Here is a 14130-nt window from a genome sequence, read left to right on the forward strand (position 1 = left end):
CGTTCCGCTATTTGCTTGAAAACCCTCTTTTTCATCATGTTTGCGGACACTGGTTCCGCTATTTGATGAAAATCACTGTAAAATAGCGGACAAATACCGTATTAACGGATCTGCTGTCCTCTTAACCCCTAATATCACTGCTTTTGTCACAGATAGCGGAACCTCTGTCCGATTGGAGCAACAGCCACCTCATCAAACAGAAACCCAAATCCCTCCGAAGTACACAAAAAAAGACACTGCCCCTCGCTATTACGAGAAACAATGTCGATAAATTGATGGAGCATAGGGGGATCGAACCCCTGACCTCTTGCATGCCATGCAAGCACTCTCCCAGCTGAGCTAATGCCCCTTATGAAACTATACTTTTCATTATATTAATTTTTTCAAAAACTGCAAGGAATTTTTTGAATTGGTTATAGCGTATAACGAATGCGGAAATAATGGGAATGAAGGAGCTGATGAAATGTTTCAGCATGTTTATATTCGCTTTCTTCGCTGGCCAATTACCATTAAGCTGCTTTTAACCATTTTTGGGTTAATTTTCTCGTTTGGAATTGCTATTCATTATGTTGAGCCGAAGCAATTTCCGACAATCTTTACAGGAATCTGGTGGGCGGTTATTACTACTGCAACCGTTGGATATGGTGATATTTACCCTGTAACAGTTAAGGGCAGAGTCTTGGGAATTTTGCTTGTGTTAACTGGTGCAGGGGTTGTCTCGGCTTATTTTGCTTCTATTGCGGCAACCACCATTCGCATACAAAATGCTACGGTGAAAGGAACAAAGATGTATAGAGGAAAAAATCATATCATTATTGTTGGTTGGAATGGACGTTCCAAAAATGTCATCGATCAATGGCTGGATTTAGACCGCCATCAATCGATTGTATTAATCGATAATACTTTGGAGCAAAATCCATACCCTTCACATCAAGTGCATTTTATAAGAGGAAAAGCATCCCTTGATGAAACATTACAAAGAGCTCGGTTACAAAATGCCAAATATATTTTAATTACCGCCGATCAAAATGAAAATGAATCGCATGCAGATATGGGGTCAATAATAATTTTACTTGCAGTAAAGGGGTTTCATCCAGATATCTACTGTGTGGTCGAAATTTTAATGAATGAGAATGTCATTAATGCAAAACGTGCGGGTGCTGATGAAGTGATCCAAACAAATACGCAGTCAAGTTATATCATGATGAACTCGCTTTTATCTCATGGTATGTCTGACACAATTCTAATGATGTTAGACCACATTAAAGGAAACCACTTAAAATATATTTCGGTTGCCCGTGAATGGAATGAGAAGTCTTTTGAGGATATTAGCACTCTTTTAAAAAAGGAAAGGAAATTGCTAATCGGATTGAAAAGAGGGGAAGAAACAATTATTAATCCCCCCTTACATTTTCCACTTACCAATTCAGATAAATTGCTCGTCATTTCAAATTAAGCTATTGTTGCAGGACTTGCTCCAGTTCTCGAACAAGCTCTTTTCCAAAATCAATATACTTTTTGGGAATATCTCCATCTTCATCCTTCGGTTCGGAAAACTGATTAAAGGATGCTGATACGTTTCCGGATCCAGTAAAATCATCAAGATCATTTTGGTATACATGCGCTAAAATAAATGGGGTTTCCAATTCTACAATGGTGCCGTCAGAATCCAATGCGCCTTCGATAGCTCGAAAAGGTATTCTTAAAAATTGATAACCATCATCGTCAGCCATTTTAAAGTCAAAATAGCCTTGGTCATAGTCCCATCCGCCACCAATGGAATACCCAATTGGTTTTAGAATCTGTTCTAATTTATATAATTCACAATGCTTACCTTCAATTTTAGATGGAATTTTGTACATAAAAAAGCCACTCCTTTGTTAATTAAATTCCCCAAAGGTGTGGCCTAATATTCTCACAAAGAAGCCCTATTCTATTTAAGTCGCTTTTCTAATTCAAGCTTTTTCTCTTCAAATCCTGGTTTGCCAAGTAATGCAAACATATTTACCTTATATGCTTCTACTCCCGGTTGGTCAAATGGATTAACACCTAATAAATATCCACTTATGGCACAAGCTTTTTCAAAGAAATACACAAGATAACCGAATGTAAAAGCATCCATTTTCGGAATTTCAATTATTAAGTTTGGTACCCCTCCATCTGTATGGGCAAGAAGTGTTCCTTCAAAGGCTTTATTATTCACAAAATCAACGGTTTGACCAGCGAGATAATTCAGGCCATCAAGATCATTGTTTTCCTTTTCAATTGTGAGCTCATGGCGCGGTTTTGATACCTTAATAACAGTTTCAAATAAATCTCGGCGCCCCTCTTGAATATACTGACCTAATGAATGCAAGTCAGTTGAAAAGTTTGCGGAAGATGGGAATATTCCTTTCTGGTCTTTCCCTTCACTTTCACCAAATAATTGCTTCCACCATTCTGAAAAGTATTGCAAACCAGGCTCGTAATTAATAAGCATTTCAATTGTTTTTCCTTTATTATAAAGAATATTTCGGACTGCGGCGTATTGATACGCAAGATTGTTTTCTAGGTCTTCATTATCGAAATCACTTCTAGCTTTAGCCGCTCCCTCCATCATCTCTTCGATGTTTGCGCCACTTACAGCAATCGGCAATAATCCCACTGCAGTTAAAACAGAATATCGCCCGCCTACATCATCAGGAATAACGAATGTTTCATAGCCTTCTTCATTTGCAAGTGTTTTTAAAGCGCCTTTTGCTTGATCAGTTGTTGCATAAATACGTTTTTTCGCTTCCTCTTCTCCATATTTTTCTTGAAGAAGCTTCTTAAATATTCTAAAAGCAATGGCTGGCTCAGTCGTTGTTCCCGATTTAGATATAACATTAATAGAGAAGTTTTTGTCTACTAAAAGATCCATAACATCTCTCATATAGGTAGAACTGATATTATTTCCTAAAAATATGATTTGTGGTGATTGGCGTTTCTCTGCATGAAGAGTATTGTAGAAGCTATGATTCAGCATATCAATTGCTGCTCTTGCACCTAAATAGGAACCGCCTATTCCAATAACTAGTAAAACATCAGAGTCATCTTTTATTTTTTTGGCGGAATTAAGAATGCGTTTAAATTCATCTTTATCATAATTCGTTGGTAAATCAATCCATCCTAAAAAATCATTACCCGCACCAGTTTTGTAGTGTAAAGAATGATGGGCTGTTTTTACCGCTTCTTTTAAGTATGTAAGTTCATGCTTTCCGAAAAAAGTAAGTGCTTTTGAATAATCAAAACGGATATGTGACATTTTATGTTCCTCCTTTTGAACTCTCACTTTTTCACTGTAACGAAAGAAAATTTGTTTTTCAAGCTTCAGATATTAAATTAGCACATATTATTTTCATTTTCGTTAGTATGAATAATTTATTGGGAAGTAATACAAGCTATTAGTGAACCATCAAAAAAAGGAGGAAAAAGGATGAGTGCCATACAAAGAATCGCATTAGTCTTTACCATTATTGGCGCTATTAACTGGGGTCTCATCGGTTTTTTTCAATTTGATTTAGTAGCTGCAATTTTTGGACATGCAAGTGCATTAACACGAATTATATACGGTATTGTTGGAATTGCTGGGCTCATTAATCTTGGTTTATTGTTTAAACCTAATCCAGAACTTGAGCGCTCAGAAGCTAGGTCAACTAGATAATACAATTGCGAAAGCGCTGCATCTCCATGGGATTGTTACAAAATTTTCAATAACCTTTCGTTTTGCCATTTCCAAAACAAAAAAAAGCAACTCTCACTAAAAGTGTTGAGTTGCTTTTTTAACTTACTTATACCCATCCTCTAAATTTAGAAGCTTCTGCTGCATTGCGAAGTCCAACCATATAGGCTGCCAAACGCATATTTATGCGACGTGTTTCTGCAGTAATGTATACATTATTGAATGATTCAACAAGTTTTTTTCGAAGCTTTTCATTTACTTCTTCTTCTGACCAATAATATCCTTGGTTATTTTGCACCCATTCAAAATAAGAAACCGTCACACCGCCAGCGCTTGCAAGTACATCCGGCACTAATAATATGCCATTTTCAGCTATGATTTTAGTAGCTTCCATCGTAGTAGGACCATTAGCTGCTTCAACAATAATGGATGCTTTAATATTATGCGCATTTTCCACAGTAATCTGGTTCGAAATGGCTGCAGGAACAAGAATATCACATTCTAGTTCTAAAAGTTCTTTATTCGTAATCGTATTTTCAAAAAGTGTCGTTACGGTACCAAAGCTATCACGACGATCAAGCAAATAATCGATATCTAAACCATTAGGATCATGTAAAGCGCCGTATGCATCAGAAATTCCTATTACCTTTGCACCTGAATCATGCAGGAATTTTGCTAAGAAACTCCCCGCATTTCCAAAGCCTTGAATAACAATGCGTGCGTCTTTTAAATCGATTCCCCTTTTTTTGGCAGCCTCTTCAATGCAAATCGTTACACCTAGTGCGGTAGCTTTTTCACGTCCTTCTGATCCCCCCAATACAAGTGGTTTACCAGTAATGAACCCAGGAGAATCATTTTCACGTAAGCGGCTATACTCATCCATCATCCAAGCCATAATTTGAGAGTTTGTGTAGACATCTGGTGCTGGTATATCTTTCGTTGGACCAACAATTTGACTAATCGCCCGTACATACCCACGACTAAGACGCTCAATCTCACTCATTGACATTGTTCTTGGATCACACACTATTCCACCTTTTCCGCCGCCATAAGGTAGACCAACAATTCCACATTTCAAAGTCATCCACATAGATAGAGCCTTTACTTCGTCCTCATTAACCTCAGGATGAAAACGAACCCCACCTTTTGTAGGTCCGACTGCATCATTGTGCTGGGAACGATAGCCTGTGAAAACTTTCACTGTACCATCGTCCATTCTAACAGGAATTCTAACCATCAAAACACGTAATGGTTCTTTTAATAGCTCATACATTTCATCATTAAAACCTAATTTTGAGAGTGCTTCTTTAATAATTACCTGTGTTGATGTAAATAAATTTAGATTCTCTTCCATCGATTTCGCCTCTTTATTGTAAATAATCGTGTGACGCTAGTATTGTACCATAGGTTTGTTTTCGTAATGATTATTGTTTTTCGTCATTTATTATAAATCCTAAATTGGACTTAGCCTCGTGGCATCTTTTCTTACTATGTTGAATCATTATTAATCCTTATTCGGTTGTAACTGGAAGTTTCCGTATATTATAGCAACAAGTTTAAGAAAAGAGCCTGTCATTAAGCTAATACTTTTTTAATCCGTTCAATTGCCCAATCTAAATCTTCCTTAGAAATAACTAGAGGAGGGGCAAAACGGATTACATTCTCATGTGTTTCCTTACATAGTAGTCCTTCTTGTTTAAGTGCTTCACAATACTTGCGAGCAGGCTCATTTAATACAACTCCAATGAATAATCCTCTACCACGTACTTCTGTTATCATCGGATTTTGAATTTCTTTCAACTTGCTCATGAAGTATTCGCCAAACTCAAGTGAACGCTCAGCAAGTTTTTCGTCAATTAAAACGTCCAATGCTGCAATGGACACCGCACATGCAAGTGGATTTCCTCCGAAAGTTGAACCATGTGAACCAGGATTAAATACCCCTAATATGTCTTTATTTGCTACAACACAAGAAATAGGAAATACCCCGCCTCCAAGTGCTTTTCCTAAGATAAACATATCTGGAGTAACTTCTTCCCAGTCACAAGCAAATAATTTACCTGATCGACATAATCCTGATTGAATCTCATCAGCAATGAACAATACATTATTTTCTTTACATAATTCATATGCAGCTTTTAAGAAACCTGGCGTAGGAATAACAATCCCTGCTTCCCCTTGAATCGGTTCAATTAAAAATGCTGCTGTATTTGGAGTAATCGCTTTTTTCAGTGCATCAATATCACCGTATGGAATTAAATTGATACCCGGAAGCATTGGTCCAAAGCCTCTTTTATATTCCTCATCAGAAGAAAGTGAAACCGCTGTCATCGTACGTCCATGAAAGTTTCCTTCACAGCCAATGATTTCAGCTTGATTTTCTGCCACTCCTTTTACATCATAAGCCCAACGACGTGCCGCTTTAATAGCAGTTTCAACTGCTTCCGCTCCGGTATTCATCGGTAGTACCATTTCTTTTTTTGTTAAATTAGCTACCTTTTCATACCATGGACCGAGCTGATCACTATGAAATGCACGTGAAGTTAGAGTAACACGGTCAGCTTGTTTTTTTAGAGCATCGATAATTTTTGGATGACGGTGTCCTTGATTGACAGCTGAGTATGCACTTAACATATCCATATACTTAGTACCCTCAGGATCCTTGACCCAAACACCTTCTGCCTCAGAAATTACAACTGGTAGTGGATGATAGTTATGTGCACCATAATTTTCTGATTGCTCAATTAGCTGTTTTGACTTTGTTATTGTTTCCATTCAAATATCCCCCATTCAAATAAAAGCATAAGCGCCGCAGCTCTAGCGTATGGATTTCGGAGTCTTCGACACAAGATTCAGGAAACAGTTGATGTTTACCCGCAGGGAGGAGACGTAGAAATCCGCTAGCCGATATGCGCCATAGCTAGACATAGATTCTTATATGTTGAGCCTTCTTAGAAAGAAGGATCGCTTTTAATTTTTTATAACATTTCAGATGTTGTTTTACCTTGCATATGAAGGGCTAAGTAGTCAGGTCCGCCAGCCTTTGAATCTGTTCCTGACATATTGAACCCGCCAAATGGTTGGTAACCTACGATTGCACCTGTACAACCTCTGTTAAAGTACAAATTACCAACATGGAAGTCTACGCGAGCTTGTTCCATATGTTCTCTGTTAGTAGTAATAACTGCACCTGTTAAACCGTATTCAGTATTGTTCGCAATTTCAATTGCATGTGTGAAATCTTTTGCTTTTGCAAATGCAACAACAGGACCAAAGATTTCATCTTGCATCATGCGGGAATCAGGTTCTAGATCAGCGAAAATAGTGGGCTGAACGAAGAATCCTTTTGAATCGTCTCCTTCTCCGCCAATCATAAGCTTGCCTTCTTGTCTACCAATTTCAACATAGCTTAGGATTTTATTATATGCAGCTTGATCAATAACAGGACCCATAAAGTTTTTGCGATTAAATGGGTTTCCAACTGTTAATTCTTTTGTTAATTCAATTGCACGATTAAGTACTTGATCGTAAACATCTTCTACGATTACTGCACGTGAGCATGCGGAGCATTTTTGTCCAGAGAAACCGAATGCAGATGCAACGATTGATTGTGCTGCAAGTTCAAGATCCGCTTCTTTATCCACAACAATAGTATCTTTCCCACCCATTTCAGCAATGACACGTTTCAACCAAATTTGTCCATCGTTTACTTTAGAAGCACGTTCAAAAATTCGAAGTCCTACATCACGAGATCCTGTAAAGCTTATGAATCTTGTTTTTGGATGATCTACTAAATAATCTCCAACTTCAGAACCGCTACCAGGTACGAAGTTAAGAACGCCTTTTGGAAGGCCTGCTTCTTCTAATACCTCAACAAATTTTGCTGCTACAATCGGTGTTGTAGATGCTGGTTTTAAAAGTACCGTATTTCCTGTTACAAGCGCAGCAACAGTTGTTCCTGCCATGATAGCGAATGCAAAATTCCAAGGTGAAATAACAATTCCTACTCCAAGAGGGATGTATCCGAAACGATTAAATTCACCAGGTCGGCTTTCAACTGGAATTCCATCCTTTAACATCAACATTTGACGACCATAATATTCCATGAAGTCGATGCCTTCAGCAGTATCTGCATCAGCTTCGTTCCATGGCTTCCCTGCTTCCTTCACTAAAAGCGCAGAGAATTCATGTTTGCGGCGACGAACGATAGCTGCAGCTTTAAATAATATATCTGCACGAACTTCTGGTTTTACTTTTCGCCAAGTTTGGAATGTTTCATAGGCAGTTGACATTGCTTTTTCCGCAAGTTCTTTATTTGCTTTAGACACTCGTCCAATTACTTCATCTTTATCAGCAGGGTTAAAGGATACAATTTTATCATCTGTTGTAATTCTTTCTCCGCCTATGACAAGTGGGTAATCTTTACCTAAATAACTTTCCACCAATTTTAAACCTTCTTGGAAAGCTTTTTGGTTTTCTTCGTTTTTATAATCTGTAAATGGTTCGTGTCTGTAAGGAATCATTTGTCTTCCTCCTTTTATTAGCTTGAATTTCTACTACATCGTAACGTAGTTATTAAATACAATACTAACTACCGCAAAAAATATTTGCATTTAGAAAACCCTTACAATATAATAATGCAAAAATACATTGCATTTTTCAAGTCTTTTTTTAATAAAAATTTTAGGGGTGGTTTCTAATGGAATATGAAACCTTATTATCAATTTACAAGATCATACTTGATTATTTAGACGTGGGTGTTCATGCCGTAGATCGAGATGGGAAAACAGTTATTTACAATAAAAAAATGATGGAAATCGAAGGTATGGCGATAGAGGATGTTCTCGACAAAAACATTCTCGATGTATTTCATTTTTTTCAAGGTGAAGAAAGTATTCTGCTGCAAATATTAAAGTCTGGAGAACCGATTCTTAATATTAAACAAAAATATTTTAACAATAAGGGTATGGAGATTAACACCGTTCATAGCACGTATCCTATAAAAAAAGAAGATGTAACAATAGGTTCGGTCGAAATTGTTCGAGATGTAACAAAGCTGGAAAGAATCCTTGGCAGTAAGTTATTAGCAAATGAATCTGATGCTTATACATTTGAACAAATTGAACAGGGAAAATGGTTTCCAAAAGATGTGATTGACTCAGCAAAACAAGCATCTTCCATGGTTTCACCATTATTCATTATTGGTGAGCATGGATCATATAAAGATATTATTGCCCAATGTATTCACTATAATAGTACCTTGCAAGGAAAATTTTATTCACAAAATTGTACGGAGCTTTCGAACTCCTATTTAGAAAAACTATTATTTGGTGAAGATAATCAAGCTGGGCTTCTGGAAATGGCTGATGGTGGAACCGTATTAATTGAAGAAGTTCAAATTCTGCCAATTGATTTACAGTCCAAATTGCTTCATTCATTGAAAAATGATAGTGTACAGCGAATTGGAGAGAAACAGGAAAGGCCTATCAATGTAAGAATCATTGGTAGCATAAGTGATGACCCTATCGATGCTATTGCAGAAGGAAAGTTGTTAAAAGAACTTTATTATTTTTTTAGTCAATCCTCCATTGTCATTCCTTCGTTGCGAAATCGAAAAAATGACATACCTGAAATGGTAAAGGCATTAATTAAAAAATATAATGAAAGATTCCAAATGAATGTGACTACGATTTCAAAAAAAGTGCTTTTTGCACTTGAGGAATATGATTGGCCTGGAAATATCAAGGAATTTGAGCATGTAATTGAAAATACAATGAAATTAATGAAAGATGAAGAGTCGATTGATATTCACCATTTGCCCGCTAATTTTAACCATAAGACAGCTGAGGAGAATGAATTTTTATTTCAAAAAGACAAAGAAATTAAACCTCTAGAGGAATACATGCAGGAAGCACAAATTTATTATATCCAAAAAGCATTACAATTTCATGATTTTAATATCACGAAAACAGCAAACGCTTTGCAAATGAGCCGCCAAAATTTACAATACCGAATGAGGAAGTACGGTATTTCTAAAAAATAATAAATAAAACCCAGTCAACAAAGGACTGGGTTTTTACTTATTATTTTTTTATTAAATCTTCACGTTCTGATTGGGAAATCCATTCTTGCAATTTTTCTTTTAAAGTATTGAAGCCTTCTGTTGGTTCTTCTGTCTTTACAATCACTTGACGGCGGCGAGGTTTAGCATTTGATGGTGCAGCAGCAGCTTTTGGTGCTTCTTCTGTTGCACGGATAGACAAGCTAATTTTTCCGCTTTCTTCGTCAATGGAAAGTACTTTAACCTTTACTTCATCTCCAATATTTAAATGTTCATTGATATCCTTTACAAATCCGTGCTTAATTTCGGAAATATGAACTAACCCTTGTGTATTGTCATCAAGTGCAATAAATGCTCCATATGCTTGAATACCCGCTACTTTTCCAGTTAATACTGATCCGATTTCATAATTTGTTGTCATGGAACCACTCCTATTTTCGTTATTATTTTTCTCCTGTATATACGCAATTAAAAATTATATCATATCCGTATATATTACGCAAAATAGAAAAGTTGAAGCGCCTTGCACATCGGCGTACGGATGAGTGAAATTTGAAGTTTAATTTTACCGAGTGAAATTTGAAGTTTAATTTTACCGAGTGAAATTTGTGCTCCATTTCACATGCGGTTGACTTATCATAGAGAGGAAACGGAGAAATCCGATAGGCGCTATTGAAATTGAAGTACAAATTTCACCTGGAGTTAGACAGAGACTATACACTTTAAACTGAACATTTGGAACGAAAAGTTCAAAATTATAAATAAATGGCAAATATATTATTGTGATACAATATAAATAATACGAATTCGACTAGGAGGAATGGAAAATTGGCATCATTTGCAGAAAATCTTAAATTTTATCGTGAGCAAAGAAATTTAACACAAGAAGAATTAGCATTGAAAGCTAGACTAGGTACAGCGGTGATTGAAAAATATGAATCAGGAGAACAAGTTCCAAATACAGAAACTATCTTTAAGCTTTCCACTATTTTAGATGTTCCAGCATCAGCCTTATCAGAGGAAGGCCAATAATTATTTACATTGGATTTATTTTTTTATAGTGCCAAGTTTAATATTATTGATTTTTGGATATCCTTATACCACAAGGCTTTCTGTTAGTAGAGGCTCAGGGGAACTTGGGCTAAAGCTACACTAGTATTCCCCCTTTTTATTTTTATTTTTTTGACGAGACAAATAGCCTCGTCCTTTTTTTTGAATCCGCTAAGATTCAATGTTTTACAGCGCACATGGATGCTTGCTGTTGAATAATTATTAAGGTTTTTGCCATTTTTAAACAACTATTTAAAGGGATAACTTCCTCAAAAGAAAATTCATCTCGCAAAAATACAATCTATCCCTCCTTGGTGTCAAGCTCGACTCAGTACCATAAAGAAGGACCAACACTACATTAACATTGTGTTGGTCCTTTTGATATTTATTTATTTTCCATGTTTTTCTGAATCTGTTCTTCGATTTGATCCGCTTTCGTTAATTGCTTTTTATTTACCTTTAAAATTATGATAAAGGTGATAACAGCAAGAATGGCGAAGATAGATAATGAAATAAATGCCGGAATATATTCTTTTTTATCTTCCGGAAAATATAAGAACATATTTAATACCATTGCATGTAAAGGGTTAAACATTTCATTACTCCCTTTCAATTAGAGAATCTAATATCATCAAATTAAATAAAATTACCGTTCTTATATTATAACAATTTCTCATAATGAAAACCAACAGCAGGAAATGACAACTTTTTTACAAAGTATATTTTCATTTTCTATGCAAAGTTAAAAGCTGCCAATACGGCAGCTTCAACTTATTTTAACACAGTAATTTTTTCAATAATGACATCTTCTTCTGGTTTATCACGCATGTTTTTTTGAACAGAAGCAATTTTGTCTACTACGTCCATACCTTCGATTACATGGCCGAATACAGTGTGGCGGAAATCAAGCCATGGTGTTCCGCCATTTTCCAAATAGGCATTAACGATTTTTTCTGGATACCCAGCTTGCTCCAATTGTCCCTTCATGCTAGGATCTGTTTGATTGCTTTGAACAATAAAAAATTGGCTTCCGTTTGTATTCGGGCCAGCATTCGCCATTGACAATGCTCCATGTAAATTGAAAAGTTGTTCAGAAAATTCATCTTCAAATGTTTCGCCATAAATACTTTGGCCGCCCGTTCCGTTACCAGAAGGATCTCCACCTTGGATCATAAAACCATCAATGACACGGTGAAAAATAATTCCTTCATAATAGCCATTTTCACTATGTGTGACAAAATTATTAACTGTTTTTGGTGCTAAATCAGGAAACAATTTAATTTTAATTGTCCCTAAATTTGTCTTCATCTCAACGAGTTTTTCATTTTCTAGTACTTCATTCGTTAATTGTGGATATGTATTTTGTTCTGTCATTTTTCTTCTCCTTTTATATGTATGTCTTCCTTCTTTCCTACTTTACTAGAATTCTGTCATTGAGTGCAAGCCTGTTGACCATTTCTTTGCTTTTTTCCGAATATCCTTCATAATATTTATAAAAGGCTCTTTTCTTAAACTTTGTTGCTTTTTTATAAATGAAAAACTTATAACATCCTTAATTGGAATATGAATGAAGCACCAAATAAGAAAAGATGCCCAATTCTGTACTATTTTTAAAATTTTCTTGTCGAAGAAAAAACTACAACTTGTACGAAAACAGCCTTATTATTGTTCTATTAGGAAAGCGAGTGAGAGTTAATATGGAGACTGGTCAAATTGTGACTTTTTTTAATAAAACCGGAAAATATATTGGGGAAATTACAGCCTGCTATCCAGATCGTTACTTAGTGAAAACGCTGGCAGTCTTAAAACATCCAATGCAAGGAGATTTACATCATCCGAAAGAAACAGAAGTACCATTTTTTCACGAGAGAAAGGCATTAGCATTTCGGGAGCAAACAAATATCCCATTAAAAATGGTAAAGCATTTTGATGGTGAAGTTCCTGCTTACCATGATTCATTAAAGGATGCAGCCAATATACTTTTTGATGAATTAAAATCGGGAGATACACCATTTACTCGTAAAAGTATGGATTGTCTGGAAAACATCAAAAAAGAATATACAGCCATGTACACTATAAATTGGTAATTGGTTATTCATCCATACAAATGCCAACAATCTTTTAGCGTTTCGCTAGATTGTTGGCATTTGTTTTTTTACTTTTTCTGAGGAACAACTGCCATTGTACATCTTGATAAGCAGATTAAATTTTCTTCCTCATCTCTTATGTGAATCTGCCATACATGTGTACTTTTCCCTTTATGTATTACTTCTGCAGTAGCGGTTACAACTCCACTTTGCTTCGCACGGATGTGATTTGCATTAATTTCTAATCCGAAACAAATTTCTTTTTCTAAATCTATTAAATGTACGGCTCCGACACTTGCAACTGTCTCTGCCAGCGCTACAGATGCACCACCGTGTAAGTATCCAAATGGCTGCCGGGTATTTTCATTAACAGGCATTGTTGCAACCACTTTTCCTTCACTTAATTCCTTAATCTCAATTCCTAATGCTTCAATTAACGTATTTTTCACTTCCATCTAACTTCCTCCTTCACTGTATATTCCTATCTATTCAAGAATATAGCATAAAAATCCTTTTCATAATGCATGATTTTTGGGCATAATGTATAATTGACGACTCACAAAGTGAAAGGGATGATGAGATGAGTTGGTATCCATCCCATTATTACCAAGCGTATCCACAATTCCCTAGATATTATTACCCTTACCGCCAATTCCTTCCAGTAGATCCCAAAATGTTTATGAACTCTGCTAAAAATATGGACCCGCTTTTAAAAGATGCTCAATTATTAATGCGCCAGATTTCTACAACAGAATCATTTGCCAAAAAATTAATGGATGCTGCCCAACATTCAAAAGTAAATGATGTGAACAAAATGATCACACAAACTGGTATACAAAGCAAATCTGAGATTCGAATTAATCCAACTGGGCTTATCTTAATTCTTTCACGAAAAAATGACCCTACCGATTGTTGCAATGTTGAACTGCGTATAAGATGGATGTGAAAAAGCAAGTATCAAACAGAGTATTCTAACTCCGGTTAATACTTGCCATTCTTTTTAATAATATGGCCCATAACCACCGTATGGAGGATATGGATAGCCTCCTCCTCCTGGGTAAGGATATCCACCATAATATGGCGGGCGCGGCCTCAATAATGCACTTCCGATTAATCCACCAACAAAACCACCAAGGAGCGGTGCCCCAAATAGAAAAGGGAATTGTCTATTTTGATACGGTCCTGGCGGTGGCGTGGGATGATAATAATTCAAAGTAGGAACCTCCTTCTTT

Annotated in this window: 17 protein-coding genes and 1 tRNA gene; 6 read left to right on the forward strand and 12 right to left on the reverse strand. The window is 36.2% G+C overall.

Going from position 1 to position 14130, the window contains the following annotated elements; all coding sequences use genetic code 11:
- Window positions 1-276: 276 nt before the first annotated feature.
- Window positions 277-349: transfer RNA gene (locus AC3WJF_RS01310), tRNA-Ala, on the reverse strand.
- Window positions 350-409: 60 nt separating this feature from the next.
- Here AC3WJF_RS01310 and AC3WJF_RS01315 point away from each other — a divergent pair.
- Window positions 410-1456, forward strand: coding sequence for a potassium channel family protein (locus AC3WJF_RS01315; RefSeq protein WP_492449297.1), 1047 nt, complete (start codon window positions 410-412; stop codon window positions 1454-1456).
- 1 nt (window position 1457) lies between these two features.
- On the opposite strand, the gene AC3WJF_RS01320 is transcribed toward AC3WJF_RS01315, so the two are convergent.
- Both AC3WJF_RS01320 and AC3WJF_RS01325 read right to left on the reverse strand, forming a co-directional pair.
- Window positions 1458-1862: a YugN-like family protein gene (locus AC3WJF_RS01320; protein ID WP_492449298.1), complete on the reverse strand. Its 405-nt coding sequence runs from the start codon at window positions 1860-1862 to the stop codon at window positions 1458-1460.
- Between the two features lie 71 nt (window positions 1863-1933).
- Entirely contained in the window at window positions 1934-3283 is a 1350-nt protein-coding gene (locus AC3WJF_RS01325; RefSeq protein WP_492449299.1) for a glucose-6-phosphate isomerase, read from the reverse strand.
- Between the two features lie 171 nt (window positions 3284-3454).
- On the opposite strand from AC3WJF_RS01325, the gene AC3WJF_RS01330 reads away from it, so the two are divergent.
- Window positions 3455-3682, forward strand: coding sequence for a DUF378 domain-containing protein (locus tag AC3WJF_RS01330; RefSeq protein ID WP_492449300.1), 228 nt, complete (start codon window positions 3455-3457; stop codon window positions 3680-3682).
- 127 nt (window positions 3683-3809) lie between these two features.
- Here the strand turns inward: AC3WJF_RS01330 and AC3WJF_RS01335 are convergent, their stop codons facing one another.
- From AC3WJF_RS01335 to pruA, 3 genes are all read right to left on the reverse strand, one after another.
- Complete coding sequence (locus tag AC3WJF_RS01335; RefSeq protein WP_492449301.1) at window positions 3810-5054, reverse strand: Glu/Leu/Phe/Val family dehydrogenase; 1245 nt, start codon at window positions 5052-5054, stop codon at window positions 3810-3812.
- A 221-nt stretch (window positions 5055-5275) separates the two neighbouring features.
- On the reverse strand, window positions 5276-6475 hold the full coding sequence (locus tag AC3WJF_RS01340; protein ID WP_492449302.1) for an ornithine--oxo-acid transaminase: 1200 nt from the start codon (window positions 6473-6475) through the stop codon (window positions 5276-5278).
- A gap of 203 nt (window positions 6476-6678) precedes the next feature.
- Window positions 6679-8223: an L-glutamate gamma-semialdehyde dehydrogenase gene (pruA, locus tag AC3WJF_RS01345; RefSeq protein ID WP_492449303.1), complete on the reverse strand. Its 1545-nt coding sequence runs from the start codon at window positions 8221-8223 to the stop codon at window positions 6679-6681.
- Between the two features lie 176 nt (window positions 8224-8399).
- On the opposite strand from pruA, the gene AC3WJF_RS01350 reads away from it, so the two are divergent.
- A complete protein-coding gene (locus tag AC3WJF_RS01350) occupies window positions 8400-9743 on the forward strand; it encodes a sigma 54-interacting transcriptional regulator (RefSeq protein ID WP_492449304.1) in 1344 nt (447 codons plus the stop codon).
- A gap of 40 nt (window positions 9744-9783) precedes the next feature.
- On the opposite strand, the gene yugI is transcribed toward AC3WJF_RS01350, so the two are convergent.
- Window positions 9784-10221 carry a S1 domain-containing post-transcriptional regulator GSP13 gene (gene yugI, locus AC3WJF_RS01355; protein ID WP_492449486.1) on the reverse strand — a complete coding sequence of 146 codons (438 nt, stop codon included), beginning with the start codon at window positions 10219-10221 and terminating at the stop codon, window positions 9784-9786.
- A 368-nt stretch (window positions 10222-10589) separates the two neighbouring features.
- On the opposite strand from yugI, the gene AC3WJF_RS01360 reads away from it, so the two are divergent.
- Window positions 10590-10793 carry a helix-turn-helix domain-containing protein gene (locus tag AC3WJF_RS01360; RefSeq protein ID WP_492449305.1) on the forward strand — a complete coding sequence of 68 codons (204 nt, stop codon included), beginning with the start codon at window positions 10590-10592 and terminating at the stop codon, window positions 10791-10793.
- A gap of 196 nt (window positions 10794-10989) precedes the next feature.
- Here the strand turns inward: AC3WJF_RS01360 and AC3WJF_RS01365 are convergent, their stop codons facing one another.
- The 3 genes from AC3WJF_RS01365 to AC3WJF_RS01375 form a co-directional block, all read right to left on the reverse strand.
- The gene (locus AC3WJF_RS01365) at window positions 10990-11103 is read right to left on the reverse strand and encodes a DUF1871 family protein (RefSeq protein WP_492449306.1); all 114 of its coding nucleotides are present in this window, start codon (window positions 11101-11103) and stop codon (window positions 10990-10992) included.
- 93 nt (window positions 11104-11196) lie between these two features.
- Window positions 11197-11406 (reverse strand): hypothetical protein, encoded by a 210-nt coding sequence (locus AC3WJF_RS01370; protein ID WP_492449307.1) that lies wholly within the window; start codon window positions 11404-11406, stop codon window positions 11197-11199.
- Between the two features lie 176 nt (window positions 11407-11582).
- On the reverse strand, window positions 11583-12185 hold the full coding sequence (locus AC3WJF_RS01375) for a peptidylprolyl isomerase (RefSeq protein WP_492449308.1): 603 nt from the start codon (window positions 12183-12185) through the stop codon (window positions 11583-11585).
- A 311-nt stretch (window positions 12186-12496) separates the two neighbouring features.
- On the opposite strand from AC3WJF_RS01375, the gene kapB reads away from it, so the two are divergent.
- Complete coding sequence (gene kapB / locus AC3WJF_RS01380; RefSeq protein ID WP_492449487.1) at window positions 12497-12898, forward strand: kinase-associated lipoprotein KapB; 402 nt, start codon at window positions 12497-12499, stop codon at window positions 12896-12898.
- Window positions 12899-12966: 68 nt separating this feature from the next.
- Here kapB and AC3WJF_RS01385 read toward each other — a convergent pair whose 3' ends face one another.
- Window positions 12967-13353, reverse strand: a complete 387-nt coding sequence (locus tag AC3WJF_RS01385) for a PaaI family thioesterase (protein ID WP_492449309.1) — start codon at window positions 13351-13353, stop codon at window positions 12967-12969.
- 125 nt (window positions 13354-13478) lie between these two features.
- Here AC3WJF_RS01385 and AC3WJF_RS01390 point away from each other — a divergent pair, with 125 nt between their 5' ends.
- Window positions 13479-13844 carry a YuzC family spore coat inner layer protein gene (locus tag AC3WJF_RS01390; RefSeq protein ID WP_492449310.1) on the forward strand — a complete coding sequence of 122 codons (366 nt, stop codon included), beginning with the start codon at window positions 13479-13481 and terminating at the stop codon, window positions 13842-13844.
- Window positions 13845-13898: 54 nt separating this feature from the next.
- On the opposite strand, the gene AC3WJF_RS01395 is transcribed toward AC3WJF_RS01390, so the two are convergent.
- Window positions 13899-14111 carry a hypothetical protein gene (locus AC3WJF_RS01395; protein ID WP_492449311.1) on the reverse strand — a complete coding sequence of 71 codons (213 nt, stop codon included), beginning with the start codon at window positions 14109-14111 and terminating at the stop codon, window positions 13899-13901.
- Between the last annotated feature and the right edge of the window lie 19 nt (window positions 14112-14130).

It is taken from the genome of Heyndrickxia sp. FW510-T9 (genome assembly GCF_058781025.1).

Coding starts and splice junctions, on each gene's coding strand:
- AC3WJF_RS01320 (WP_492449298.1), bottom strand. CDS start 1,862: ATGTACAAAATTCCATCTAAAATTGAAGGTAAGCATTGTGAATTATAT.
- AC3WJF_RS01335 (WP_492449301.1), bottom strand. CDS start 5,054: ATGGAAGAGAATCTAAATTTATTTACATCAACACAGGTAATTATTAAA.
- AC3WJF_RS01390 (WP_492449310.1), top strand. CDS start 13,479: ATGAGTTGGTATCCATCCCATTATTACCAAGCGTATCCACAATTCCCT.
- AC3WJF_RS01375 (WP_492449308.1), bottom strand. CDS start 12,185: ATGACAGAACAAAATACATATCCACAATTAACGAATGAAGTACTAGAA.
- AC3WJF_RS01330 (WP_492449300.1), top strand. CDS start 3,455: ATGAGTGCCATACAAAGAATCGCATTAGTCTTTACCATTATTGGCGCT.
- AC3WJF_RS01325 (WP_492449299.1), bottom strand. CDS start 3,283: ATGTCACATATCCGTTTTGATTATTCAAAAGCACTTACTTTTTTCGGA.
- pruA (WP_492449303.1), bottom strand. CDS start 8,223: ATGATTCCTTACAGACACGAACCATTTACAGATTATAAAAACGAAGAA.
- AC3WJF_RS01350 (WP_492449304.1), top strand. CDS start 8,400: ATGGAATATGAAACCTTATTATCAATTTACAAGATCATACTTGATTAT.
- AC3WJF_RS01340 (WP_492449302.1), bottom strand. CDS start 6,475: ATGGAAACAATAACAAAGTCAAAACAGCTAATTGAGCAATCAGAAAAT.
- AC3WJF_RS01370 (WP_492449307.1), bottom strand. CDS start 11,406: ATGTTTAACCCTTTACATGCAATGGTATTAAATATGTTCTTATATTTT.
- AC3WJF_RS01385 (WP_492449309.1), bottom strand. CDS start 13,353: ATGGAAGTGAAAAATACGTTAATTGAAGCATTAGGAATTGAGATTAAG.